This window comes from Brevibacillus sp. FSL K6-2834, assembly GCF_038592925.1.
GTDB classification, from domain to species: domain Bacteria; phylum Bacillota; class Bacilli; order Brevibacillales; family Brevibacillaceae; genus Brevibacillus; species Brevibacillus borstelensis.
On sequence record NZ_CP151945.1, the window covers coordinates 618,521 to 642,194 of the forward strand.

The window sequence follows — 23,674 nt, forward strand, 5'->3', positions numbered from 1 at the left end:
TGCGCAATAGCCAAGATAATGGACATAGTTCGTGAATTCATTACCACAAGGAGGAGAATTATGCTGAAACACAAGGTCATTCCGATTGCTTTACTGGCAAGTTTGGCATGCAGTCTCCCTGTTTATGCGGCACCGCATCCGTCTGATGGCGCTTTTGACAACAAAATTGTAAAGCGAATCAAGGTTGACAACATTTATGAGACAATCGACTACCTTTCCAAGCAGCCCCGGGTAGCCGGGACAAAAGCGGAGCATGATGCTGCCAAATACATCGAGAAACAGTTCAAATCTTATGGGTATGATACCGAACTGCAGCCATTTGAGTTTTCCAGCTACAAGGAGCCGGACCGGGTATCCTTGTCTGTCAGCGGCTATGAAGATACCGAATGGGAATTGGGCAACTTTACATACGGAGTGAGCGGACAAGCCTCCGGGGAATTGGTGTATGCAGGCTTGGGCCGCGAGAGCGATCTGGAAGGCGTGGACTTGACCGGGAAAATCGCTCTCATCCAGCGCGGCGAAATCAGCTTCGGTGACAAGGTGTTGAATGCCGCTCGGGCAGGAGCTGAGGCCGTACTCCTGTTTAACAACAGCTCAGGGGTGATCAACGGCACGCTTGGAGGTCCAAACGACGACTTCGTTCCTGTGTTGGCCCTGACCAAGGCACAGGGGGAGGAGCTGCTTGCAAAATTGGAAGCGGGCGAGTCCTTGACCGCTGCTGTCGAGGTAGAGGGAGCAAGGATCGAGGACAGCACCTCCTACAATGTAATCGCCACGAAAAAGCCGGACAAGAAGAAAAGCACGGGTCAGATCATTGTGGTGGGAGCCCATCACGATTCTGTTGAGGGTGCCCCTGGAGCCAATGACGATGCCTCCGGTACGGCGACTACACTGGAGCTCGCCAGAGTGATGGCCAACATGCCGATCGATACGGAACTCCGTTTTGTTACGTTTGGAGCGGAGGAGAATGGGCTGCTCGGGTCTTACGCCTACGTGGAGTCTCTGTCAGAAGAAGAGATCGAAAGCACGGTCAGCATGTTCCAGATGGACATGGTCGGCAGCCGCGATGCAGGCAAGCTGATCATGTACACAGTGGATGGCGAGAAAAACATCGTCACCGACCTGGGTGCAGCGGCCGGATCACGCCTGTCGGAAACCGTTAACTATGGACGGGAAGGCCGCAGCGACCACGTTCCGTTTGCTGAGGTAGGCATCCCGGCAGCGCTCTTCATCCACGCTCCGGTTGAGCCATGGTATCATACGCCAGAGGACAGCATTGACAAGATCAGCAAGGACAAGCTCCAGGAGGTAGCGGAAATCGTGGGAGCAGCCGTTTACCAGATTGCCCGCCCAGATACGCCTGCCCTGGAAAACGCCCGGGTCGCTCCGAAAAAGGTTGAGTATGATTTCGAGGAAAGAGAGCTCGAATAGGTAGATGACTCGTCGCATCAGGCTGCCGGAATCTTTCGGCAGCCTTGTTTCGTCTAATCGATGACTGCTTTTGCCGTTCAGCAGTCGAATTGACGATGGAGAGGATTTGTTCGTCTCTTTCCGAAAAGGGATCTGTTCCCGTTTCGGGAATATGAATAGAAGAAAAACACGTTTTTGGCTTCAAATATTTGCGGGACAACCAGGTCGAAAAATAATCAAGGAACAACTACTATTTGGAGGAATACACAATGAGTGGGCTAAATGCTTTGTTTCGCAAAAGAATCGGTATTCCGGAGGACGAACAGATTATATTTGAACACTTGGACACCGTTCTCGAAAAAACGGCAAAAAACATCCCCTTTGAAAACTTTTGCATCATTGGAAATAAAACGAGCGAGATTACGAGAGAAAGCCTGGTAAACAAAATGCTCGTAAAAAAAGAAGGCGGCCTTTGTTACGAGCTCAATTCGATTCTGTACTTCTTTTTGCTTGAAAATGGCTTTGATGCAGTCCTGGCCCGCGGAGTTGTTTACAAAAACGAGACGCGAGAGTACCAGACGATTGGAAGAACGCATGTAACCATCCTGGTCGTTCACGAGGAACAGACGTATCTGGTGGATACGGGCTTTGGAGCGAATTTGCCGTTAACACCGGTTCCTTTGACCGGAGAGACTGTAGCCTCCGACAATGGAGAGTTTCGGATCAGACAAGTAGATAGCGAACACGGAGACTACGTTCTTGAGATGAAATTGAAGCATAAGGATGCCGACTGGAGGATCGGATACGCTTTCGATTCCAAGCATCCTGTCACCGACGTATCGGAATGGAATGAGATTCAAAGGATCATCGCCGAGCACGAGGATTCCCCGTTTAACAAATCTCCGTTGATCACAAAGATTACAGATCAAGGAAATATAACCTTAACCAATACCTCATTTACACAATGGCGGGATGGAGTCGTGACGAAGGAGAAGATTGACGATGCGAGATTCAAAGAGCTGTTGAAACAGTATTTTGGACTATAACGAACGAATCACGTATTCGTCCAAAACATCACTCGGGACCACGAAAATACTTAGTTTGCACTCTTTTAAAAGTAGCCATCGGAAAACGCTCTGCTGTTAAAAAACGATGAATACTTTAAAGAGTGTTTTTTTGTGAAAAAAGGACAAAAGTTTGAAGCGCGTAGTTTTTTAGATGAAAAGAGGCGATTGAGATGCATCGTCAAGAATAAACAAGCTGACCGCTAAAAAAGATTTCAAGGGTAAACGAAAAAAGCCCAGCCCTGCACAATGGTGGCGGGGAAAGGCTTTCTTTTTGAGTGACACCAGCCCTGCGTAATGGTGGCGGAGAAAGTGAACACTCATCCGTATTTTAAGCTTAAATCAATTATAATATCCTTGAGGAATAACGTCAAGTTGACATTTCCAAATAGATGAAATGTATCAGTAGGGGGGAGAAGAAATGGGATACTATATTTTTTTTGACGAATCTAACAAGCTCGATCAACCTAATGGTGCTTACTCTTATTACGGGGCATTTGGGACTAATGAAGCGACAATGAATGAGGTTGTTGAGCAGATCGAACGAATAAAAACACAACTTGGAACTACCAGAGAAATGCATTTTGCAGAGTATACAAACGATAAGGACTTTGGAAAATACTTTGAATCGATGAACTGTGTCATAAACTATGATATCCATATAAACATTTTTATTGTAAATTAATGAAGATGCAAAACGTATTGGTAGCCAAATGGCTCTGACCATTACAGAACTGCGAAAGTTATTTTACGTAAAGATACCTGAGCGCCTCTTTTATGGTATGACACGTTATTTGAATAATGGCGAGACAGTAAAGATTTTCGTGGACAATAACCAAGAATATAGTGATTTGGAGGTATACAATAGGTTAGAGGAACAAATGAATGCTCACTCTGCTTACAGAAACAAAGGCTATCGAGTGGATACTGTTATTCCTCAAACATCAGATGACTCAATACCATTACAAATCATCGATGTGTTTATGGGGATAATTGTTTTTTTAATGGAGAAACGTTATAAAAACGTGAATGAAAAAGAAGATGATGTTACTCTTAAAGTAAAGAGTGATTTAATTTATCGTTTTCTTATTCAAGACGATAACATAAACAAAATTCAACGCAAGGTCAATCTTTACAAATGGGAAGGAAACGAAGAACACGTTTCAGAAGTGAACTTAGGTGACTACATATCAGAATTTATGGCTTATAAAACACAGTTTGATATTAAAGAAATGATTCGTCTTGAAAAATTCAGAAACGAATATCCAAGGCAGACCACTAAGTTATATCGAGAAGCCATGGGGTATAAGAATAGCCAGTTAAAAATGATACAAGGCTATATAGATGAACTAGACGGTAAAGGTAGGAACAGCTATTTCTTAAGTTGAAACGAGTATGAAACGAAAGTCTGTAAAAGGCAAGATGGTAGGGTTTCAAGTACTGAGGAGCTGGTAGTTGACAATATTCGGATAGGAAATGTGGAAACAAATCGAATCGTTTTATTGACAAGGTCAAATCCCCCTGTTAAAAAAGCTGACATTTATTACTTGGAAACATCATGCGAAGACTATTTGTGTATTTAAGTGCCGAATTTCGGCACTTTTTTTCAGTATTCGACCGAATTTAGTACCAAAAGACTACAAACTTTGCAGGTGGTGCTGCGTCTAACTATACGGGGCAATTCATTCGCTCGGCTTCTTTTGCCAGAGGAAAACACAACATGAAGGAGGTCAGGATGAAAACACGTTTGTTACCGCTGTTTGTATTGTTGTTCCTGCTCATCATCCCCGGGTGGGCGTCAGCTGCAGGAAGCTCTGCGGCCCCATCGGTTCATCTGATGATTGGGGGACAAGCCGTACAGCCGGATGTACCGCCGATCATTGAAAAAGGCCGTACTCTGGTGCCAGTCAGAGTCATAGCGGAAGGTCTCGGAGCCAAGGTGGACTGGAATCAGGCCACGCGAACGGCCGTGATAACAAGAGGCCCGCAAACATTGCAGCTTACGGTCGGATCCAAAAATGCACTGGTGAACGGAAAAAAAGTGCAGCTGGATACTCCTCCTGTCATGCGGAATCAGCGAATGCTGCTGCCGCTGCGATTCGTCGGGGAATCGCTTGGAGTGACGGTAGGGTGGGACAACGCTTCGCGTACGGTCATTGCCAATGAAACGCCGGAAATGCGCTACAATGGCAATAAGCCAACACTGTCTCTCAAAGGCTTCCAGTACGGGGACAAGCTGTACATATCTGCCCAAGCCGCAGCCGAACAGGTAGGGAAAAAGGGACAGGTATGGAAGCATCCGGACCGCGGACTCACCATCGACGGCGAATTGGCTCTGCCATTGGAAGAGCTGGAGGCTGAGCTGGGTGGACGTTTCACCTGGGATCAGGGGAAAAACCGGGTGGAGATTGAACGGCTCGCTTACTTCACGGGAGTTACCCATGATGATGAGGTTGTGCGCATTGAAACAAGCCTTCCTGTGACGGCCAATGCGTTCGTCCTGCAAGGACCGCATCGGATTGTCCTGGACCTGCCCCAGACAGAGTTGGATCAGGATTTGTTGGACAAGCTGAAGAAAAGCAGCAACTCTGACGACTACGAGGGCGGGGAAACAAGTGTGGACGATGAAGATCAGGATGCTGACGCTGACGAGAAAAAGAAAGGCAGCGATCAGGATGACGACGACAAAGAAAATCGCCACACGGACGCTTCACGGGAGTCGGACGAAGCAGATGACCAATCCGCAGCTGCTGAGCACGAAGACGAAGAAAAAAGCAAAAAGGACACTCTGGTGCAAGACGTGCGCTACAGTCAGTACAGCGCATCGCCGCAAACTGTGCGTGTCGTCATTGAGCTCAACCAGAAGAGCAAGTATAATCTGGAGTATACGGAAGACGGCATTGAAGTAAAGCTTTCGCCTGTTCCGAAAAAGACGGGATTCCTCATCGTAGTGGATGCCGGTCACGGAGGCAAGGATCAAGGCGCCAAGGGCGTGAACGGAAATATCGAAAAAGACTTCACGCTGGCTGTCGCCAACAAGCTGGTACAGCTTTTGAAGCAGTATCCGGAGTTTCAGGTAGAAGCAACACGCTCTACAGATGTGTATTTGACACTTGACGAGCGCGTTGTTTTTGCCAATGAGCGGCACGCCGATCTGTTCCTGTCGGTCCACGCCAATTCATTTACGAAGCCGACCACCGGCGGGACGGAAACCTTTTACTATAACGCCAACAGCAAGAATCTGGCCGAGGTCGTTCACCGTCACCTGCAAGGGGCGACACAGTTCCCGAATCGCGGGGTGAAACAGACAGGCTTCTATGTCATCAAGCATACGACGATGCCTGCCGTTTTGACGGAGACAGGGTTCCTCTCAAATCCGGGGGAGAATGCCAAATTGACGTCCCCGGCGTTCCAGCAAAAGGTGGCGGAAGCACTCGCGGCAGCCATCCGTGAATACTATCAGTCCTACCACTAAGAAATTGCGAAGGGCATGGATGAGAAAGGGAGGTTTCCGATGAAAAGACGCATGACGTTTTGGGTGACAGCAGCTGCAGCGATCCTTCTGGTCACAGGATGTGGTCAGGGAAAGGCGCCGCAAGCGCAGCCGCCCGCGGAACAAACGGAGACGCCCGGCTCCGCTGCTCAGCCGGAAACAGAGCAGCAGAAAACGAAGCAAACGATCGCTCTTTATTACACCGATGACAATCTGATGGAATTGAAGAAAGAAGAGCAGGAGATTGCTTACACAGATGATCTGGACAAGTACAAGCAGGCGATAGCCCTTTTGGAAAAGCCAAAGGATGAAGCTCATGCGCCGTTGTGGAAGGACTTTCACTACCACTCTGTCACATTCGACAAAGGCACGCTGACGATTGATGCAGACGGCAAAAACGTCTACAACCTTGGCTCCAGCGGGGAAGGAATGGCGATTGATGCGTTGAAGGATACGCTCTTCCAGTTTGACGAGGTACAGAAAATCGTTATCCTGGTCGATGGAAAACCGACTGAATCGCTGATGGGTCATGTAAGCATCGATGAGCCGTTAACCAGACAATAAACCGATAAATCGTAAAAAAGGCACGTCCTGGATGGTCAGGATGTGCCTTTTTTATTGTTCCGGAAAGCTTCACTCTGTCAAGCCCGTTCCCGGTCGCCTACCAAAAACTTGATCGAGTAGATGCCAGCAAGCCCAACCAGAGTATATACGATTCGGCTGACAAGCGAATTCTCTCCGCCAAACAGGGTAGCGACGAGGTCAAACTGGAACAAGCCGATCAATCCCCAGTTGAGAGCACCGATAATAACGAGAATCAATGCCAGTTTATCCATCGTATGTTTCACTCCTTGAAAAAAGTAGTAATAGTCTGCCCACTTTATCAAGCGATTACTCAACGAAATGGCCAATCTTTAAGAAAGCTTTACAAAGCCAAAACAATAGAACAACATTCCGCCTGTATCATCTGTAAGTGGAAAGAGGAAAACAAACCGATTTTAAGGAGGATTTTCATCGTGAAAAAACTCGGTAGTTTGATGCTGGCACTATCTCTCGCAGGTTCCATTCTCGCCGGATGCGGCAGCAACAGCGCAACATCTGCTCCAAGCTCCAATGGCGCTACAGGTTCTACCGGCGGCACGGAGGCAACGACTCCTGCAGCTGATAACAAAACAGCCAGCAATCTGTCGGGAACTGTTAAAGTAGATGGTTCTTCCACCGTATTCCCGATCACGGAAGCGGCTGCGGAGGAGTTCCAAATAGCAAACCCTGGCGTACAGGTAACGGTCGGGGTATCGGGTACAGGCGGCGGCTTCAAGAAGTTTGCAGCCGGCGAAACGGACATCAGCAATGCCTCCCGTCCCATTAAAGAAAAAGAAGCGGCAGCAGCGAAGGAAAAAGGAATTGATTTCGTTGAAATCCCGGTTGCCTATGACGGTATCTCCGTCGTCGTCAGCAAGGAAAACGGCTTTGTTGACAAGCTGACAGTCGATGAACTGAAAAAGATTTGGGAGCCGGACAGCAAGGTGAAAACATGGAAAGACGTTCGTCCGGAATGGCCAGCTGAAGAAATCAAGCTGTACGGGCCGGGAACGGATTCCGGAACATTCGAATACTTCACAGAAGCGATTGTAGGCGAGGCTAAAAAGAGCCGTCCTGACTACACCGCCAGTGAAGATGACAACGTGCTGGTACAAGGTATTGCCGGCGACAAAAACAGCTTGGGCTACTTCGGTTATGCGTACTTCGAAGAAAATGCAGACAAGCTGAAGCTGGTTCCGATCGACAACGGCGATGGCAATGCGGTAACGCCTACTTTTGACACGATCAAAGACGGTACCTACAAGCCTTTGGCTCGCCCGATCTTTATCTATGCAAACAAAAAGTCCCTGGAAAAACCGGAAGTAAAAGAGTTTGTGAAGTTCTATCTGGAAAACGCTCCTGAACTGGTCAAATCGGTATTCTACGTACCGCTGACCGATGACAAATACAAAGAATCGCTTGCCAAGATCCAGTAATCCTGACAGCGGGTGCACGAGGAATGTGGCGTTATGATCGAGATAACGCCACTTTTCCCTCTGTCCGCGAGAGGAAAGGGGATGTTCACGTTGGGTAGACAAGAAATACTAACATTAAATCAGGAAGTACGCTCGAAAAAAAGCCAGATTGTCGTCAAAAACGAGAAGAAAAATAGAGAATTCGGCATCCGCACGTTTTTGATCGCGTGTGCCTTCGTATCCGTTTTGACTACAGTCGGCATCGTCATGGTGCTTTTGTTTGAAACGATCAGCTTTTTCAAAGAAGTGTCGCTCTTTTCCTTTTTAACGGACACCAAGTGGACGCCGTTGTTTATACCGCAGCACTTTGGCATTTTGCCCCTCTTGTCCGGGTCTTTGCTGATTACGCTGGGGGCTTGTCTCGTTGCCCTGCCGTTTGGGCTGATGACAGCGATTTATTTAAGCGAATATGCGCATGAAAAAGTTCGTCGAACGATTAAACCGATTTTGGAGGTTCTCGCGGGTGTTCCGACAATCGTTTACGGCTACTTTGCCTTGACGTTTGTCACGCCGCTCATCCGCAGCATTTTTCCCGATACCGGGGTGTTCAACGCCCTTTCCGCCAGTATCGTGGTCGGTATCATGATTCTCCCCATGGTTGCTTCCTTGAGTGAGGACGCGATGGTGGCCGTTCCCCGTTCGCTTCGGGATGCCGCCTACGCGCTGGGAGCGACCAAGCTGGAGGTAGCGACCAAAGTCGTCGTGCCTGCAGGCCTGTCGGGGATTATTTCATCATTTGTACTTGCTTGCTCCCGCGCGATCGGAGAGACGATGATCGTGACGATTGCGGCCGGAGCTACGCCCAAGCTGACGCTCAATCCGCTGGAAAGCATCCAGACGATGACATCCTTTATCGTTCAGGTCAGCGGCGGAGACATCGAGCATGGCTCGATTGAGTACAGCACCATTTTTGCTGTTGGCATGACTCTGTTCCTTCTTACTCTTGGCATTAACATCATTGCGCAGTGGATTACGCGCCGCTACAAGGAGGAGTATTGATGTCGGCAGGAAATCTGACTCGTCGAAAAATCTATGACAGGGCCTCCCGCGTAGTGTTTTTGCTCGCTACGCTGCTAGGTGTAGCTGCCCTGGGCATATTGCTATATCGCATCCTTTCAGATGGTCTTGGCTGGCTGGACTGGCAGTTTATCTCCAGCTTTGCCTCCCGTTTTCCGGAAAAGGCGGGTATCTTGTCCGCGCTGTTCGGCAGCTTGTGGATTATTGGCATAACCGCGCCAGTCGCCTTTATTTTGGGGATTGGAACGGCGCTGTATTTGGAAGAGTACGCGAAAAAGGGCTGGTTCACCAACCTGATTCAGGTCAATATCAACAATTTGGCCGGCGTACCGTCGATTGTCTTCGGGATTTTGGGTCTCGGTTTGTTCGTGGAAGGCTTTCTGTTTGGCCGCACGATTCTGTCCGGTGCGCTGACGATGGCTCTCCTGGTCTTGCCGATCATCGTCGTCGCTTCCCAGGAAGCGATCAGGAGCGTGCCGCAGCATTTGCGAAATGCTTCTTATGCGCTGGGGGCGTCCAAATGGCAGACCATTCGGGGCGTCGTGATTCCCGCTGCATTTCCGAGCATTTTGACCGGCTTTATTCTGGCCCTGTCCCGTGCGATCGGAGAGACGGCGCCTTTGATCGTAGTCGGAGCGGTTACGTTTATCGCTTTTGTACCGAGCTCTCCGCTCGACCAGTTTACGGTCCTGCCGATCCAGATCTACAGCTGGACATCCAAGCCGCAGGATGAGTTTAGGGCGATTGCCGCCGCCGGTATTATCGTGCTGTTGATCGTGCTGTTTACACTGAATGCGACCGCGGTTTACCTTCGCAATAAATATCAGAAGCGCTATTAATAGAGGAACTTTTACAAAGAGAGGGGTCTGGCAACCGTGAGTATCATCGAGGTACGCGATCTGAACCTGTATTATGGACAACACCAAGCCCTGCACAATATCAATATGGAGATTGAAGCGAACAGCATCACTGCTTTTATCGGACCTTCCGGCTGCGGTAAATCGACGTTCCTGCGGACGTTGAACCGGATGAATGACATGATTCAGGGCGTGCGAATCGACGGCAGTGTGAAGGTCGTCGGCGAGGACATCTACGAGTCCAGGGTGGACGTAGAGATTTTGCGCAAAAATATCGGCATGGTTTTTCAGCAGCCCAATCCGTTCCCAAAAAGCATTTACGAAAATATTACCTTCGGCCCCAGATTGCACGGCATTACAGACCGCAACAAGCTTGACGAGATCGTGGAGAGCAGCTTGAAAGCAGCAGCCCTGTGGGGGGAAGTAAAGGATGTTTTGAAGAAACCGGCCTATGGCTTGTCCGGGGGCCAGCAGCAACGCCTCTGCATTGCTCGCGCTCTGGCCGTGAATCCGCAAATTTTGCTCATGGATGAACCGACATCGGCCCTGGACCCGATTTCTACGGCAAAGATCGAGGAACTGCTCGATGAGCTGAAAACGACCTACACCATCGTCATCGTTACGCACAACATGCAGCAGGCAGCCCGCATCTCCGACAAGACTGCCTTTTTCCTGAATGGAGAGCTGGTTGAATTCGATTCCACACCGGTCATTTTTCAAAATCCGTGTGACAAGAGAACCGAGGATTACATTACAGGACGTTTCGGTTAAAAAGAATTTGTAGTATCGTAGGAGAGCGGACACAAAAGTCCGCTCTTTTTGGTGTGTCCTGACAGGGAAGGTCTTTGGCGGCTGCTTCTGCCAGCTGTCTTCGCCAAAAAGAGGAGAGCTTTTCGTCATGTAATGAATACACGACTTTAGCATGTGCAGAACAGAGAGGAGAAACACAACCGTGGTCTGGCTTTCATTACTCATTTTTGCAGGGACACTCATCCTCGTGGTCTGGCAGCCCCGGGGATTGTCGATCGGTTACCCGGCAGTGGGAGGGGCGCTGCTCGCATTGGCGACAGGTATCGTCACGATGGCGGATGTCGGCGAGGTGACGGGAATTGTCTGGAACGCCACGATTTCCCTTGTTGGCATCATCGTTATTTCCCTGATTTTGGACGAAATCGGCTTTTTCGAGTGGTCAGCCCTGCACATGGCGAGGCTGGCCAAAGGAAATGGCCGTCTGATGTTTATGTATGTGATTTTGCTCGGCACGCTTGTCTCGGCGCTGTTTACCAATGACGGGACTGCGCTGATTTTGACCCCGATTGTGCTGGCGCAGGTGAGAGCGTTGAAGCTGCAGCCGCAAATGGTGCTTGCTTTTGTCATGGCGAGCGGCTTTATCGCCGATACGAGCTCTCTTCCTTTTGTGGTAAGCAATCTGGTCAATATCGTCTCCGCCGACTACTTCGGGATCGGCTTTGCCGAATACGCCGCCAGGATGCTGCTGCCCAATCTGTTTTCTGTTGCCGGCAGCTTGCTTGTTCTGTTTCTTTATTTCCGTAAAAGCATCCCGCGTCGCTATGAAACCAGTGTGCTAAGGGAGCCGCGAGAAGCGATCAGGGACGTGAGGATGTTTCGGCTGTCCTGGCTGATTTTGGCTGTGCTTCTGACCGGTTTCTTCGCGAGCGAGTGGCTGGATATTCCCGTATCGCTGATCATAACCGGTGCCGCCCTTGTCTTTTACCTGACGGCGAGGAGAAGTCCCGCCATCGAGACAGGACGTATCTTGAAAGGGGCTCCGTGGGTAGTGGTCATCTTCTCCATTGGCATGTATGTGGTCGTATGGGGGCTGCACAATGCGCAGCTGACTGAAGTCGTCAGAGGATGGCTGGAACTGTTTGCGGCCCACGGACTGTACGCCGCCACATTGGGCATGGGATTTGTCGCCGCGGCACTTTCTTCGCTCATGAACAATCTGCCGACAGTCATGTTCGACGCTCTGGCGATTCAAGGGTCAGGGGCCGAAGGAATCGTCCGGGAAGCGCTGATTTACGCCAATGTCATCGGCTGCGATCTGGGGCCAAAAATTACGCCGATCGGCTCGCTCGCGACGCTCTTGTGGCTGCACGTATTGAACAACAAAGGTGTCAGGATTACGTGGGGGCAATATTTTCGGACGGGCATCGTCCTGACTGTCCCTACGCTGTTCATCACATTGACCGGTCTGTATTTGACGTTGCGGATATTTGGATGAAAAAATGGACGTCGGGCAATGGAAAAAACTGCAAAAACCGCTTCCAAGAGAGCGCTTTTCTTTTTCACTGCGGTAAACAGTCGGATACATCCACGAATGGCGCTGATTTCAAGTGCTTGCTCCGATCACGGCCGGAGCGAATTGACCGGGAAAAAGACAAGCGTTCACCGATCTGTCGACATCATATCTTCCCTGCCTTATGTCCGTGTAGTATACTTGTAATCAGAAACGCAAGGCAAAGGGTGGGTTTTTATGGACACAGATTTGATGCAGGTGTTGTATTTGTCTGAGATTTACAAACTGCTCGGCGACAAAACACGCTTGACGATCATGGCTCTCTTGCAGGTACAATCCTTTTGTGTACGAGATCTCGTGGAGATTCTGCAAACGTCCCAACCATCTGTCTCTCAACACTTGGCCAAACTGAAGACACACGGTTTGGTTAAAGAAAAACGCAAGGGACCTTGGGTGTTTTATTCCCTTAACACGGAGTGTTCACCCGCCATTCGGCAGATTTTGCAGCATTTGCCGGATATGTCGCCAATCGTAAAGGACAAAAAGGCTACAGCAGCGCATTCGCTAGGTTGACGTATAGGAAAAAAGCGTTGGATCAGGAAAGATCCAACGCTTTTTTTAGTTGTTCCTTGTCAAATCCGTGGATGACAATACGGTCGCCGCTATCTTTTTCGATCAGAGTAACCGGTGTCATGCTGGCCCCAAGTCCAATCGCTTCCTGAAAATAAGCGTCATTTTCACGTATGTCGCGATCCTCAAAGGCAACGTTTTGTTGCGACAGCCACATTTTTTCTTCCTGGCAAGGGCCGCAGGTTTTTTGTGTATAAATAATAACGGTTTGAGCCATAGTCCATTTGCTCCTCTCATGCTTTTACATTGAACGTACATATTCGCGGCAGGCGGCAGCTCTTCCTGCTTCTCGTTATAGCATAACCAAACGCGGCTTGATTAGCGGCTGGGATTTAACCCCCTGTTGTCGAGGTGAGGAAAAAACAGGCGGGGATACGGGGGCATTGCTCAGCACACATTATATTCAGTGACGTCGAGGAGGTGAAAAGACCATGCCGAAACAAAACAAGCAAGCAGGTATGAACCAAGCGATGCGCAACCAAACCGCTACGAACGCAACTGAGTTTGCGAGCGAAACCAACGTGTCGGAAGTACGCCGCCAAAACCAGCAATCCGCTGCGAATGCGGCTCAACAAGCGCAGCAACAACCGACTGAATAACAAACCCTTTAAGAGCGCTTTCTCCCCCCCGCAGCGATTGCGGGGGGTGTTTTATTTGTGTGCTTGCCAATAATGGATCGTAAGTGTTATGTTGGCAGCAAAATAAGTCGGGGAGAAATGATTGGTATGATAGTTGGCATCGGCATTGACATCGTTGAAATTCATCGCATTCAAGCGATTTTAAAGCGCCAGCCGCAGCTGCTTCACCGGATTTTTTCGGAAGCGGAAAGGAAGCTGCTAGAGGGGAAACCAGAGGGAAGGCTGGCTGAGTACGTAGCAGGGCGCTTTGCAGCCAAAGAAGCAGGAGCCAAGGCGCTCGGGACCGGCATCGGTGGGGCTGTAGGTCTGCATGACCTTCAGATCGCCCCAGGGACGACAGGAAAACCGGAACTGACGATTACCGAGGCGGCATGCAACCGGATCGGACATGACCCCTCCAAGCTGCGAATCCATGTAAGCATTTCCCACAGCAAAGAGTACGCAGTAGCGCAGGTGGTCATCGAATCGAAAGAATAGAGGACAACTGCAACTTGTCTGCATATTGGGACGAGATGGGACATAGATTTATATCGCGTAGATTAGGAGGGACTACCTGCTCTAGCCAGAATGGGAAGTTTGCTGAAAATCAGCGATAGACTAACACCTGCGGCCCATCAGAGGATGACAAGATATGCGCTGATCGGATGAAAGAATGACAGATTTCCCAGGAAATAGACAGGGGAGCCCTTCTTCGTCGAAAAATGCAGACAAGGAGGAGTTCTTTGAATGAAACGGGCAGCACTTCCATTGGCGCTCTTGTTGGTCTTTTCTCTGCTGCTCGGCGGCTGCTTCGGTCAAAAGACACCGGAGGACATTGTCGATGATCTAGGCAGTACGCTGGACAAAATGGGGGGCTACAAATCACAAGCAGTTTTGACCATGCAAACCAGCTCGACTCCCATGGAGTACGATGTGGAGGTCTGGTACGAGAAGCCGACCAACTACCGGGTAGCCCTCACCTCCAAGCAGCGGGGAATCACACAGATCATCCTGCGAAATAACGAAGGTGTGTTTGTGCTTACGCCCCATTTGAAAAAAAGCTTCCGTTTCCAAAGCGGATGGCCGGAAAACAATGGGCCGCTGTATCTCTACGAAACGCTCGCCCGCAGCATTATCGACGATACCGAGCGTAAAATGAACATGGACAACAAAGACTACGTGTTTGAAGTAAAAGCGAATTACAGTGGAAACCGCTCGCTCACGAAACAAAAAATTTGGCTGACAGAAGACTTGAAACCAAAACGCGCAGAGATCATGGATTCCAATCTGGATACGCTGGTCAAGATCAACTTCACGGAATTTGTGTTTAATCCGACATTTGATCAAGATGCCTTTGACAAAGATCGCAACATGACAACCAGCTCGATGTCTGTCATCCCGACGATGGCACAGGCATCTCAGCCAAGCCAGCAGCCGAACAGCCAGTTCGGGGTCATCGTTCCAACGTACATGCCTGAAGGTGTGAAACAGGGAGACATTGAGCCGGTTACCCGGAATGGTCAAAAGACGATCGTCCTGCAGTACAACGGAGCGTATAACTACAAGCTGATCGAGTCCCGTCCGACCGAGGCCACCGTTTCATATGAACAGGGAATGCCTGTCGACCTCGGATTTACGATCGGGGTGCTGACCCAAACGGCAGATAATCAGCGTTATCTGACCTGGGAGCTGGACGGCGTCGAGTTTACGCTGACGGGAGACCTGCCGGAGGTTGAAATGGTTCAGGTAGCTCAATCCACATACGGTTTGGGCGGAAAATAAGGACGAATCCAAGCCGCCGCAGTTTCAGCTTTGAGCGCAAGAGAAATGTCCGCATCACACTGAGATTCCGTTTTCCTTTCTCGCAAATCAAAGATGTTGCAACAAACACGCCCGGTCCTATGCAGGATCAGGCGTGTTTTTGTTTAAATTCTTACGGTAGTGTTTTCCTAGGAAAGTCCCTGTATCCGATTGTGATCACAGCCTAGTTCTATGGATTTTCAGCGGGGCAGGGGAAGGGACAGGGGCCTCTTCGCCTGACGTTATTGGGCCCCTTTCCAAATCGCAAAGTGTCCGTATTATATGAAAAAAACCATACATTTGTGCTTAACGAATTGACACCTTCTGTCCAAAAGAGATAAAGTCAGAGTAACTATGCTATGAGGTGAAGCGGTATTCATGAAGAAACAGTCGAACGACATTTTGTATCAAGAGGAATCGGGGTATAAAGACCTTCTTTTGCGGAAAAGCATGAAGATGCGGATTATGGAAACGCTAGCCTTTGTCATCGGAATGCTTTTGTTGTCGCAGTTCTTTGACTCCAGAACGGACGCATTCAAGATCTTTGCTTTTGCCATCGCGATTGCGGTGGTTGGCTTGGCCCCGTTCCTGTACAAATTCACGCTGCGTCCCTCGTATACACTGACAAAGACTCACCTGATCATTCGGATGAGCGGACAGGAAACCAGTTATCCGCTTTCCGAGGTGGAACCGATTTTTGAAGGGCGCCATCTGTACAGAGTGGGCGGAAAGCGCCAGTCGCTGATGGTTTCCAGGCAGTTTCTCAATCACTTGAATGAACGCTTGTATCTATACCAAAAGGGCAAAAAGAGGAGATAGCAAATGAAACCGTTTTGTCGCGACACGTGGGTAGAGGTAGATCTGGACGCCATTTCGGCCAATGTAGCAAGCTTTCGTCGGCATATTCCTGAAACAACGGGGATTATGGCCGTAGTCAAAGCGGATGGATACGGGCACGGGGCCGTGCATGTAGGCCAGCAGGCATTGCGGAGCGGCGCCGATTCACTGGCGGTAGCCATGCTGGACGAGGCAGTCGTGTTGCGCGAGGCGGGAATTACTGCCCCTGTCCTTGTTCTCGGCTATACCCCGGTCGACTCTGTCGAAACTGCCAGCCGGCTCGGAATTGAACTGACCGCTTACCATGCCGACTGGATCATACAGGCGAACGAGCGGATCGAGCAAGCCGGTGCAAAGCCGATCGGGATCCATATCAAAACGGATACCGGCATGGGAAGACTCGGAGTGCGTACAGCCGAGGAGCTTCTTCACGTCGTGAGAGCCTTGGAGCAAAGTCCGTTCCTTGATTGGACAGGAATATTTACCCACTTCGCCTGTGCGGATGAAGAAGATACAACACATGTCAGACGTCAGCACCAGCAATTTCAGGAGCTGCTGGCCGCCCTTCGCGAGGCGGGAAAAACGCTTCCGCGCGTGCACTGCTGCAATACGGCCGCCGCGATTGTCTTTCCTGAATGGGGGTATGATACGATCCGTTTGGGCATAGGTTTATACGGGTTATATCCTTCTCCGTTTTTGAAGCAGCGGGCACAGGTGAAGCTGGTGCCGGCGTTGTCCCTGAAAACTCGCATTTCCCATGTGAAAACGGCAGCGGAAGCAATGACGGTAAGCTATGGAGCTACGTACACCGCCAAGCCAGGTGAAACAATCGCCACGCTCCCGATCGGCTATGCAGACGGCTTCTCCAGGTCGTTGTCCAATCGCGGCTTTGTTCTGCACGAGGGCAGACGTTCTCCCATTGTCGGCAGGGTGTGCATGGACCAGATCATGGTCAGGCTGAATGGCGCTTCCGCGAAGGTAGGCGACGAAGTAGTGCTCTACGGTCGCCTGGGAACGGAAGAAATTTCATTGGACGAAGTAGCTGAGCTCGTGGGGACCATCAATTATGAGATTCCGTGCATGCTGAATTACCGGCTTCCGCGTGTTTATCGCAAAGACGGGAAAGTGTCGGAGGTGTTTCATCCGTTGACGATGACACATGCGCCAGCACAAAGTGTCAATAACTAGCAGCAAAAAGCAGGCAGGAATTTTGGAGCAAAGCACGAATACTAGTAAAGCGCAAAATCGGGTTATTCCCGAAGCGACCGGACAGGTATATTTTTGCAAATGGTTCGACATAATGGTAGTGACCCATACTGGTAAGTGGTAACAAGCACTGCGGATGTTACGGTCATGGTTGGAGGTGGATTTGTCTTGTCCAAGTCAAACACGAAACGCATCATGATCAGCCTGCCACAACACTTGCTTCAGGAAGTGGACGGCGTAATTCAAAAAGAAAAATCCAATCGCAGCGAGTTTATTCGCCAAGCGATGCACCTGTATCTGAAGGAGCGCAAAAAGCGCGTCATTCGCGAAACCATGCAAAAAGGGTACATGGAAATGGCGAAAATCAACTTGAAAATGGCATCGGAGGCATTCGGCGCTGAAGAAGAGGCTGACCATACTCTTGTCCGCTTAGTTAGCGGGGTGTGACATGTGATTGTCAAACGGGGCGATGTATTTTTCGCTGACCTGTCACCGGTCGTCGGCTCCGAGCAGGGAGGCGTGCGACCCGTATTAGTCATCCAAAACGATATTGGCAATCGATTTAGTCCGACGGTCATCGTCGCTGCCATCACAGCGCAGATTCAAAAAGCAAAACTGCCGACGCATGTAGAGATTGACGCAAAAATGTATGGATTTGATCGTGACTCCGTCATCTTGTTAGAACAGATTAGAACCATTGACAAGCAAAGACTGACCGATAAGATCACTCATCTGGACGACGAGATGATGGATCGAGTCAATGAATCGCTGCAAATTAGCCTGGGAATCATTGACTTTTAAATAAGGAATGGTAATATTACGAGCAGGAAAGAAAAACCACTTGGATAGCCAGTGGTTTTTTTGCTGTGATTGCAGGGATTTTGCGCCCTGGCATCGAATGGTGTACAAGAAAAAAGACAAAAAGTGACACGTTTTGCATGTTTAACCGACTGCTGAAAAGCTCGTCGATGGAAGGAGTTTCTTGTTGTGACAGGGCTTCATTCATATAACATAACGATATATTCAGAGGCAGATATAGTCACAGCTAGACAAATAGGTCGAAACTTGTCGAAAAGCCTGGGGTTTGGGACGATCATGCAATCGCGGATTGCCACTACGATTTCCGAGCTGGCACGGAACATTTTCCTTTATGCCGGTCACGGAAACGTATTGATAGAGCCTCTCGAGGAGGGCGAACGTGTCGGACTTAGGATCATCGCATCTGACTCTGGACCTGGCATAGAAGACGTGCGAAAAGCGCTGGAGGACGGGTACTCCACTTCCGGGGCGCTCGGAGCAGGATTGCCAGGCGTGAAACGTATGATGGACGAGTTTTCTTTGGAGAGCAGTCCGGGAGAGGGGACACAGGTTGTCGTCATTAAATGGCGGTAAGGGAACGAGGGGAGATGACGCCTGTTCATGAGTCAGGAAAATGAGGACATATACACGCGGATCGTGCGCGATTATCTGAAAGGAAAGCGAGAAGACCAGCTATACCTGGCTCAACAACTGGGAAAGTGGCTGCTCTCACGGAATATTTCTCCTGAGGAAGTAACCGATATGCACGCAAACGTTCTGGAGCATTTGGGAGATGTACCGGAGTTTATACAAGATTCCTTTCAAATTCTCACCGAAATCATGATCGAGTACGGCAATGCCTACCGCTCCTTTGACAGCTGGCGAAGCCGCCATCAACAGCTGCAGGCTGAAATCGCCATCGCGACCGCAATGCAGCAGACGCTGCTGCCAGAAACGCTTCCGCAATATCCGAATGTAGACATTGGCATGATCAGTATTCCGGCCAAGGAAATGAGCGGAGATTTTTATCATTTCCTCTGTGAAAGCAAAAGTGAGTTCACTGTTGCCATTGCGGATATCACTGGAAAAGGCATCCCCGCTGCGATGTGTATGTCGATGCTCAGGTACGCGATGGACAGCCTGGGAGAGATGAAGCTTGCTCCGGGCAACATGCTGAGACATTTAAACAGCGTTGTTGAACGAAATATCGACCCATGCATGTTTGTAACCATGCAATTTGGCCGCTATAACACGGCTCAGCACGTGTTTCGCTACGCTACAGCGGGCCAGGAGCCCGGATTTTTGTATCGGGCTCGGGAGAACCGATTTTTCGATCTGGAGGGTTGCGGGACGGCTTTAGGCATTGCGGCGGGCAGCGAATACGAAGAACGTGAGATTTATTTGGAGCCCGGAGATTTTCTGATCCTTCTGACAGATGGTGTAACGGAACGAAAGATTGGCCGATATTACATACAAAGAGAAGAACTCGTCTCTCTCCTGGAGGAGGAAACGAGTGCGTCTGCACAGGAGATGGCTAACCATCTGTACCGCAGACTGTTGCTTCTCTCTCAATTTGAACTGCCGGATGATTACACCATGATTGTGCTTCGGAGAACGTAAGGCAAGCAAGGGAGGAGAAACAGAATGGAGCTTATGATCAGAGAGAACAGCCAGGACGGCCAACATTTGCTGTACCTGGAAGGGGAAATCGATGCGTATACCGTATCGAAGCTGAGGGACTTGCTGCTCTGTTTGGTAAATCGGCCAGAGGTAAAGCGGGTTGCTGTTGATCTGAGTGCGGTAGAGTATATCGACAGCACGGGAATCGGTACCTTTGTTGCTGCAATGAAGGCCTGCAAGCAGACAGGCTGTGAGCTTGCTGTGCAGAATCTGTCGCCTCGTGTGGAACGGCTTTTTCGTATAACCGGCTTGTATGAAAGAATGGTGCCTCACAAAGGAGAGAGCGAATAATGGGTCAGAGACCGGAGGCAGATGTGATTACATTGACGCTGCCAGCTCGAGCGGAGTATGTCAGCATTGCCCGCCTAACTGTTTCGGGGATTGCCAACCGGATGGGATTCCCGTATGAAGATATCGAAGACATCAAGCTCGCGGTGGCGGAAGCGTGCACCAATGTAGTCGAACACGCCTACGATTGCCCGCAAGGAAATGACCAACTGCGCCTTTCATGCTGGCTCCTTGCTGATCGGCTTGTGGTGGAAGTAAGGGATAAAGGAAAGGGCCTCCCGTTGGAGGATAGACAGGAAGCGCCGGCACCGATCCGTCCTGACGTGGATATTGACGAAGTGAGGGAGGGAGGCTTGGGACTGTATCTGATTCACTCCGTAATGGACGAAGTGCAAGTGAGCAGCAATGATGGAGTGACAGTGACAATGACCAAGTACTTGCAGCGGGATGAGGTGTCTTGCGATGACCGGGCAGTCTCGGAAGCCTAAGCATAGTCGAGATGAGTTGGTCAGGCTGGTCAATGAATATCGCGAGACGGGAGACAGTGTCCTTCAAGGAGAATTGGTCGAAGCCTATACGTCTTTGGTAGAGTCCCTTGCCAAAAAGTTTGTTCGGGGACAGATCCCTTATGAAGATCTGGTTCAGGTAGGGATGATCGGACTTTTAGCTTCTCTCAGGCGGTTTGATCCCGCATTTGGCCGCTCCTTTGAGAGCTTTGCTGTTCCGACTATTGTCGGAGAAATGAAACGATTCATACGGGACAAGACCTGGAGTGTCCATGTTCCCCGCAGGGTAAAAGAGCTGAGCCCGAAAATCAAGCGGGTGGTGGACGAATTGACCATCAAGCTCCAGCGCTCCCCGCAGATTGCAGATATTTCGGCGTATTTGGGCGTCAGCGAAGAAGAGGTTCTGGAAACGCTGGAGATGGGACGGAGCTATCATTCCCTTTCCATGGACAGCGAACTGGAGGCGGATAGCGACGGCAATACCATTACCCTGTTTGATTTGATCGGTTCGGAAGACAGCGGCTATGATCGCATCGATCAGCACATGCTGCTCGACCGGGCGCTTCATGCACTCGACCATCGGGAAAAAGAAATCATACATCTTACTTTTTATCAAAATTTGAGTCAAAAGCAGGCGGGAGAACTCCTCGGCATGTCCCAGATGCACGTCTCCAGGCTGCAGCGGAGGGCACTGGGCAAGCTGCGGGAAGTTCTTCGGACCGATCAGCAGGAATATACAACGTAAATGACAAGCGGGGGTGCATGCATCCTCCGCTTTTTTTGTCAGCTTCACATCCCGGGATTTTTTGCATTGCGCTGCCCGGAATAGCCGGTGAATGTCAAAGGGGCACCTGTCCTCCCGAGAGCCGGGAAGAGCGGAGATGCCCGCTTGGTTCCAGACATATTTTTGCCGGTGGCGAGATGGGTGTTGTGGTACAATAACCACGTAGATGAGCGCAGGAGGTAGAATATGGACCTAACGTTGATGATCCAGACGATCGCTCAGGAGACGGAAATCAAGAGGCATCAGGTAGAGCGGACCATCGCCCTTTTGGACGAAGGAAATACAGTGCCGTTTATTGCCCGTTACCGCAAGGAAATGACCGGACAATTGGATGAGACCCAGATACGGGCGATTGAGGAGCGCGTTCGCTACTTGCGCAACCTGTCAGTGCGAAAAGAAGAGGTAATCCGGCTGATCGAGGAGCAGGGCAAGCTGACCGAAGAGCTGAAGGCTTCGATCGAACGGGCGGCAAAGCTGCAGGAAGTGGAAGACCTGTACCGGCCATATCGCCAAAAGCGCAGGACCCGAGCGACGATGGCCAAGGAGAAGGGACTGGAGCCATTGGCTTCCTACCTATTGACCCTTCCGAAATCGGGAGATCCGGCGGCGGAAGCGGAAGCGTACATAAACGCGGAAAAAGGGGTGGAGTCGGCGGAGCAGGCGCTGCAAGGAGCGATGGACATCATCGCCGAGCAGGTGTCGGATGATCCCCAGATTCGCCAGTGGACCCGTGAGCGTACCTTTCAAAAGGGGACGATCATATCGGAGCAGAAGGCGGTCGAAGCAGACGAGAAGAACATTTACCAGATGTATTACGCATACAGTGAACCGTTGAAAAAGGCCGCGCCTCATCGCGTGTTGGCGATTAACCGCGGAGAAAACGAAGGTATCCTGAAGGTGTCGGTTGAGGCTCCTGTCGATGAGATTCTGCTCTTTCTGAAAAGGAAGCTGATTCCGCGGGAGACGGTAGCCCGGCCGTGGTTGGAGGCAGCGGCGGAGGATGCGTACAAGCGCTTGATCCAGCCTTCTGTCGAGCGGGAGGTAAGAAACGAGCTGACAGAAGTCGCCGAAGAGCGGGCGATCCACATCTTTGCGGAAAACCTGCGCAATCTGCTCCTGCAGCCGCCTGTGAAGGGCAAGGTTGTGCTTGGGGTAGACCCGGCCTATCGAACAGGCTGCAAGCTGGCTGTCGTCGATGAGACAGGCAAGCTTTTGGAGGTAGGCGTCATTTATCCGACTCCTCCGTTAAACAAGGTAGCCGAAGCTTCTGCCAAGGTAAAGGAACTGATCAATCGGTACGGGGTACAGATCATTACGATTGGAAATGGAACGGCGTCTCGCGAGACGGAACAGTTTATCGCCGGCGTGTTGAAGGAAGTGAAGGGCGAACTGTCCTATATCATCGTGAATGAGGCAGGGGCCTCCGTGTACTCCGCTTCTGCCCTTGCCAAGGAGGAGTTCCCCGATCTGGACGTCGCGGAACGAAGCGCGATTTCCATCGCCCGTAGACTGCAGGACCCGCTGGCCGAACTGGTCAAAATCGATCCCAAGTCGGTCGGCGTCGGACAGTACCAGCACGACGTTTCCCAGTCGCGCCTGGCGGAAAGCCTGCAATTCGTCGTCGAGTCGGCGGTCAACCACGTAGGCGTAGACGTCAATACGGCGTCGCCGCAGCTTCTGCAATACGTGTCCGGCATCAGCAAGCAGGTGGCGGCGAACATCGTCAAAAAGCGGGAAGAGACCGGAAAATTTACGAGCCGGGCCGGACTCAAGGAAGTTCCCAGACTGGGAGCGAAAACCTACGAGCAATGCGTAGGCTTCTTGCGGATTATGGACGGGGAAAATCCGCTGGACAAAACGCCGATTCACCCGGAATCATACCCGGCTACACACAAGCTGCTGGACCTGATCGGGCTGTCTGCCGAAGAGATTGGCAGCGAAGCCTGCCGAGAACGGCTGCAGGGACTCGATGTGCCGACGGTTGCCCGGCAGCTGGAAATCGGGGAACCGACGCTGCGAGATATCGTCGACAGTCTGCTGCGCCCGGGCCGTGACCCGCGCGACGAGCTGCCCAAGCCGCTTTTGCGCAGCGACGTGCTTCAGCTCTCTGACCTCAGCCCGGGGATGAAGCTGCAGGGAACGGTAAGAAACGTGGTCGATTTCGGGGCGTTTATCGATATCGGTTTGAAAAATGACGGCCTGGCCCACATTTCCCGCTTGCGGAAAGGGTTTGTCAAACACCCGTTGGACGTGGTGACCGTCGGAGACATTGTGGATGTATGGGTAGTCGATATCGATGAAAAACGGCAACGGGTCGGATTGACTTTAATCCCGCCACAGGATTTATAGAACAAGCTGTTGTAAGCATAT

Annotated in this window: 27 protein-coding genes; 25 read left to right on the top strand and 2 right to left on the bottom strand. The window is 50.5% G+C overall.

Annotated features, from left to right (window positions below; translation table 11 throughout):
* The first annotated feature begins 60 nt into the window (after window positions 1–60).
* The 6 genes from NST96_RS03240 to NST96_RS03265 all read left to right on the top strand — a co-directional run bounded on the left by NST96_RS03240 (window position 61) and on the right by NST96_RS03265 (window position 6,531).
* Window positions 61–1,431, top strand: coding sequence for a M28 family peptidase (locus NST96_RS03240; protein WP_342405546.1), 1,371 nt, complete (start codon window positions 61–63; stop codon window positions 1,429–1,431).
* Window positions 1,432–1,679: 248 nt separating this feature from the next.
* Entirely contained in the window at window positions 1,680–2,456 is a 777-nt protein-coding gene (locus NST96_RS03245) for an arylamine N-acetyltransferase (RefSeq protein WP_172920681.1), read from the top strand.
* A gap of 439 nt (window positions 2,457–2,895) precedes the next feature.
* Window positions 2,896–3,159 (top strand): hypothetical protein, encoded by a 264-nt coding sequence (locus NST96_RS03250; protein WP_024985097.1) that lies wholly within the window; start codon window positions 2,896–2,898, stop codon window positions 3,157–3,159.
* 28 nt (window positions 3,160–3,187) lie between these two features.
* The gene (locus NST96_RS03255; protein ID WP_238986217.1) at window positions 3,188–3,862 is read left to right on the top strand and encodes a hypothetical protein; all 675 of its coding nucleotides are present in this window, start codon (window positions 3,188–3,190) and stop codon (window positions 3,860–3,862) included.
* A 347-nt stretch (window positions 3,863–4,209) separates the two neighbouring features.
* Complete coding sequence (locus NST96_RS03260; protein WP_039070421.1) at window positions 4,210–5,949, top strand: N-acetylmuramoyl-L-alanine amidase; 1,740 nt, start codon at window positions 4,210–4,212, stop codon at window positions 5,947–5,949.
* Between the two features lie 39 nt (window positions 5,950–5,988).
* Window positions 5,989–6,531, top strand: coding sequence for a GerMN domain-containing protein (locus tag NST96_RS03265; protein WP_024985096.1), 543 nt, complete (start codon window positions 5,989–5,991; stop codon window positions 6,529–6,531).
* 77 nt (window positions 6,532–6,608) lie between these two features.
* On the opposite strand, the gene NST96_RS03270 is transcribed toward NST96_RS03265, so the two are convergent.
* Entirely contained in the window at window positions 6,609–6,803 is a 195-nt protein-coding gene (locus tag NST96_RS03270; RefSeq protein ID WP_003389804.1) for a DUF378 domain-containing protein, read from the bottom strand.
* 180 nt (window positions 6,804–6,983) lie between these two features.
* Between NST96_RS03270 and NST96_RS03275 the strand changes: the two genes are divergently transcribed.
* The 6 genes from NST96_RS03275 (at window position 6,984) to NST96_RS03300 (ending at window position 12,731) form a co-directional block, all read left to right on the top strand.
* The gene (locus NST96_RS03275) at window positions 6,984–7,985 is read left to right on the top strand and encodes a PstS family phosphate ABC transporter substrate-binding protein (RefSeq protein WP_172920114.1); all 1,002 of its coding nucleotides are present in this window, start codon (window positions 6,984–6,986) and stop codon (window positions 7,983–7,985) included.
* 90 nt (window positions 7,986–8,075) lie between these two features.
* On the top strand, window positions 8,076–9,023 hold the full coding sequence (gene pstC / locus NST96_RS03280) for a phosphate ABC transporter permease subunit PstC (RefSeq protein WP_227277995.1): 948 nt from the start codon (window positions 8,076–8,078) through the stop codon (window positions 9,021–9,023).
* Window positions 9,023–9,880 carry a phosphate ABC transporter permease PstA gene (gene pstA, locus NST96_RS03285; protein WP_003389799.1) on the top strand — a complete coding sequence of 286 codons (858 nt, stop codon included), beginning with the start codon at window positions 9,023–9,025 and terminating at the stop codon, window positions 9,878–9,880. Before pstC ends, pstA begins: the two co-directional genes overlap by 1 nt.
* Window positions 9,881–9,916: 36 nt before the next feature.
* Entirely contained in the window at window positions 9,917–10,669 is a 753-nt protein-coding gene (gene pstB, locus NST96_RS03290) for a phosphate ABC transporter ATP-binding protein PstB (RefSeq protein ID WP_024985095.1), read from the top strand.
* Window positions 10,670–10,850: 181 nt separating this feature from the next.
* Window positions 10,851–12,143: an arsenic transporter gene (locus NST96_RS03295; RefSeq protein ID WP_039070425.1), complete on the top strand. Its 1,293-nt coding sequence runs from the start codon at window positions 10,851–10,853 to the stop codon at window positions 12,141–12,143.
* Window positions 12,144–12,395: 252 nt separating this feature from the next.
* Window positions 12,396–12,731 carry a metalloregulator ArsR/SmtB family transcription factor gene (locus NST96_RS03300; RefSeq protein ID WP_003389796.1) on the top strand — a complete coding sequence of 112 codons (336 nt, stop codon included), beginning with the start codon at window positions 12,396–12,398 and terminating at the stop codon, window positions 12,729–12,731.
* Window positions 12,732–12,753: 22 nt separating this feature from the next.
* Here the strand turns inward: NST96_RS03300 and NST96_RS03305 are convergent, their stop codons facing one another.
* Window positions 12,754–13,005 carry a glutaredoxin family protein gene (locus NST96_RS03305; protein WP_024985093.1) on the bottom strand — a complete coding sequence of 84 codons (252 nt, stop codon included), beginning with the start codon at window positions 13,003–13,005 and terminating at the stop codon, window positions 12,754–12,756.
* Window positions 13,006–13,219: 214 nt separating this feature from the next.
* Here NST96_RS03305 and NST96_RS03310 point away from each other — a divergent pair, with 214 nt between their 5' ends.
* From NST96_RS03310 to NST96_RS03370, 13 genes are all read left to right on the top strand, one after another.
* Window positions 13,220–13,387, top strand: coding sequence for a gamma-type small acid-soluble spore protein (locus tag NST96_RS03310; RefSeq protein ID WP_003389794.1), 168 nt, complete (start codon window positions 13,220–13,222; stop codon window positions 13,385–13,387).
* A 126-nt stretch (window positions 13,388–13,513) separates the two neighbouring features.
* Window positions 13,514–13,903 (top strand): holo-ACP synthase, encoded by a 390-nt coding sequence (acpS, locus tag NST96_RS03315; protein ID WP_003389793.1) that lies wholly within the window; start codon window positions 13,514–13,516, stop codon window positions 13,901–13,903.
* Between the two features lie 249 nt (window positions 13,904–14,152).
* On the top strand, window positions 14,153–15,187 hold the full coding sequence (locus NST96_RS03320) for a DUF4367 domain-containing protein (RefSeq protein ID WP_003389792.1): 1,035 nt from the start codon (window positions 14,153–14,155) through the stop codon (window positions 15,185–15,187).
* Window positions 15,188–15,583: 396 nt separating this feature from the next.
* On the top strand, window positions 15,584–16,024 hold the full coding sequence (locus NST96_RS03325) for a hypothetical protein (protein ID WP_003389791.1): 441 nt from the start codon (window positions 15,584–15,586) through the stop codon (window positions 16,022–16,024).
* Between the two features lie 3 nt (window positions 16,025–16,027).
* Window positions 16,028–17,230, top strand: coding sequence for an alanine racemase (gene alr / locus NST96_RS03330; RefSeq protein WP_024985092.1), 1,203 nt, complete (start codon window positions 16,028–16,030; stop codon window positions 17,228–17,230).
* A gap of 165 nt (window positions 17,231–17,395) precedes the next feature.
* Window positions 17,396–17,695, top strand: coding sequence for a CopG family ribbon-helix-helix protein (locus tag NST96_RS03335; protein WP_024985091.1), 300 nt, complete (start codon window positions 17,396–17,398; stop codon window positions 17,693–17,695).
* Window positions 17,696–17,698: 3 nt separating this feature from the next.
* Entirely contained in the window at window positions 17,699–18,049 is a 351-nt protein-coding gene (locus tag NST96_RS03340) for a type II toxin-antitoxin system PemK/MazF family toxin (RefSeq protein ID WP_003389786.1), read from the top strand.
* 210 nt (window positions 18,050–18,259) lie between these two features.
* The gene (locus NST96_RS03345) at window positions 18,260–18,640 is read left to right on the top strand and encodes an anti-sigma regulatory factor (RefSeq protein ID WP_327926871.1); all 381 of its coding nucleotides are present in this window, start codon (window positions 18,260–18,262) and stop codon (window positions 18,638–18,640) included.
* A 27-nt stretch (window positions 18,641–18,667) separates the two neighbouring features.
* Window positions 18,668–19,666: a PP2C family protein-serine/threonine phosphatase gene (locus NST96_RS03350; protein WP_003389783.1), complete on the top strand. Its 999-nt coding sequence runs from the start codon at window positions 18,668–18,670 to the stop codon at window positions 19,664–19,666.
* Between the two features lie 24 nt (window positions 19,667–19,690).
* Window positions 19,691–20,017 (top strand): STAS domain-containing protein, encoded by a 327-nt coding sequence (locus NST96_RS03355; RefSeq protein ID WP_003389782.1) that lies wholly within the window; start codon window positions 19,691–19,693, stop codon window positions 20,015–20,017.
* Entirely contained in the window at window positions 20,017–20,502 is a 486-nt protein-coding gene (gene rsbW / locus NST96_RS03360) for an anti-sigma B factor RsbW (protein WP_024985090.1), read from the top strand. The genes NST96_RS03355 and rsbW overlap by 1 nt, the downstream gene beginning before the upstream one ends.
* Window positions 20,477–21,265 (top strand): RNA polymerase sigma factor SigB, encoded by a 789-nt coding sequence (gene sigB, locus NST96_RS03365; protein WP_003389779.1) that lies wholly within the window; start codon window positions 20,477–20,479, stop codon window positions 21,263–21,265. Before rsbW ends, sigB begins: the two co-directional genes overlap by 26 nt.
* Before the next feature lie 225 nt (window positions 21,266–21,490).
* Entirely contained in the window at window positions 21,491–23,653 is a 2,163-nt protein-coding gene (locus NST96_RS03370) for a Tex family protein (RefSeq protein WP_342405547.1), read from the top strand.
* The last annotated feature ends 21 nt before the right edge of the window (window positions 23,654–23,674 follow it).

What these genes read in the sequence shown, in the direction of transcription:
- NST96_RS03250 (WP_024985097.1), top strand. Translation starts at nt 2,896, where the DNA reads ATGGGATACTATATTTTTTTTGACGAATCTAACAAGCTCGATCAACCT.
- rsbW (WP_024985090.1), top strand. Translation starts at nt 20,017, where the DNA reads ATGGGTCAGAGACCGGAGGCAGATGTGATTACATTGACGCTGCCAGCT.
- NST96_RS03245 (WP_172920681.1), top strand. Translation starts at nt 1,680, where the DNA reads ATGAGTGGGCTAAATGCTTTGTTTCGCAAAAGAATCGGTATTCCGGAG.
- acpS (WP_003389793.1), top strand. Translation starts at nt 13,514, where the DNA reads ATGATAGTTGGCATCGGCATTGACATCGTTGAAATTCATCGCATTCAA.
- NST96_RS03270 (WP_003389804.1), bottom strand. Translation starts at nt 6,803, where the DNA reads ATGGATAAACTGGCATTGATTCTCGTTATTATCGGTGCTCTCAACTGG.
- NST96_RS03300 (WP_003389796.1), top strand. Translation starts at nt 12,396, where the DNA reads ATGGACACAGATTTGATGCAGGTGTTGTATTTGTCTGAGATTTACAAA.
- NST96_RS03240 (WP_342405546.1), top strand. Translation starts at nt 61, where the DNA reads ATGCTGAAACACAAGGTCATTCCGATTGCTTTACTGGCAAGTTTGGCA.
- NST96_RS03305 (WP_024985093.1), bottom strand. Translation starts at nt 13,005, where the DNA reads ATGGCTCAAACCGTTATTATTTATACACAAAAAACCTGCGGCCCTTGC.
- NST96_RS03355 (WP_003389782.1), top strand. Translation starts at nt 19,691, where the DNA reads ATGGAGCTTATGATCAGAGAGAACAGCCAGGACGGCCAACATTTGCTG.
- sigB (WP_003389779.1), top strand. Translation starts at nt 20,477, where the DNA reads ATGACCGGGCAGTCTCGGAAGCCTAAGCATAGTCGAGATGAGTTGGTC.
- alr (WP_024985092.1), top strand. Translation starts at nt 16,028, where the DNA reads ATGAAACCGTTTTGTCGCGACACGTGGGTAGAGGTAGATCTGGACGCC.
- NST96_RS03325 (WP_003389791.1), top strand. Translation starts at nt 15,584, where the DNA reads ATGAAGAAACAGTCGAACGACATTTTGTATCAAGAGGAATCGGGGTAT.
- NST96_RS03370 (WP_342405547.1), top strand. Translation starts at nt 21,491, where the DNA reads ATGGACCTAACGTTGATGATCCAGACGATCGCTCAGGAGACGGAAATC.
- pstA (WP_003389799.1), top strand. Translation starts at nt 9,023, where the DNA reads ATGTCGGCAGGAAATCTGACTCGTCGAAAAATCTATGACAGGGCCTCC.
- NST96_RS03335 (WP_024985091.1), top strand. Translation starts at nt 17,396, where the DNA reads ATGGTTGGAGGTGGATTTGTCTTGTCCAAGTCAAACACGAAACGCATC.
- NST96_RS03255 (WP_238986217.1), top strand. Translation starts at nt 3,188, where the DNA reads ATGGCTCTGACCATTACAGAACTGCGAAAGTTATTTTACGTAAAGATA.
- NST96_RS03310 (WP_003389794.1), top strand. Translation starts at nt 13,220, where the DNA reads ATGCCGAAACAAAACAAGCAAGCAGGTATGAACCAAGCGATGCGCAAC.
- NST96_RS03320 (WP_003389792.1), top strand. Translation starts at nt 14,153, where the DNA reads ATGAAACGGGCAGCACTTCCATTGGCGCTCTTGTTGGTCTTTTCTCTG.
- NST96_RS03260 (WP_039070421.1), top strand. Translation starts at nt 4,210, where the DNA reads ATGAAAACACGTTTGTTACCGCTGTTTGTATTGTTGTTCCTGCTCATC.
- NST96_RS03350 (WP_003389783.1), top strand. Translation starts at nt 18,668, where the DNA reads ATGAGTCAGGAAAATGAGGACATATACACGCGGATCGTGCGCGATTAT.
- NST96_RS03265 (WP_024985096.1), top strand. Translation starts at nt 5,989, where the DNA reads ATGAAAAGACGCATGACGTTTTGGGTGACAGCAGCTGCAGCGATCCTT.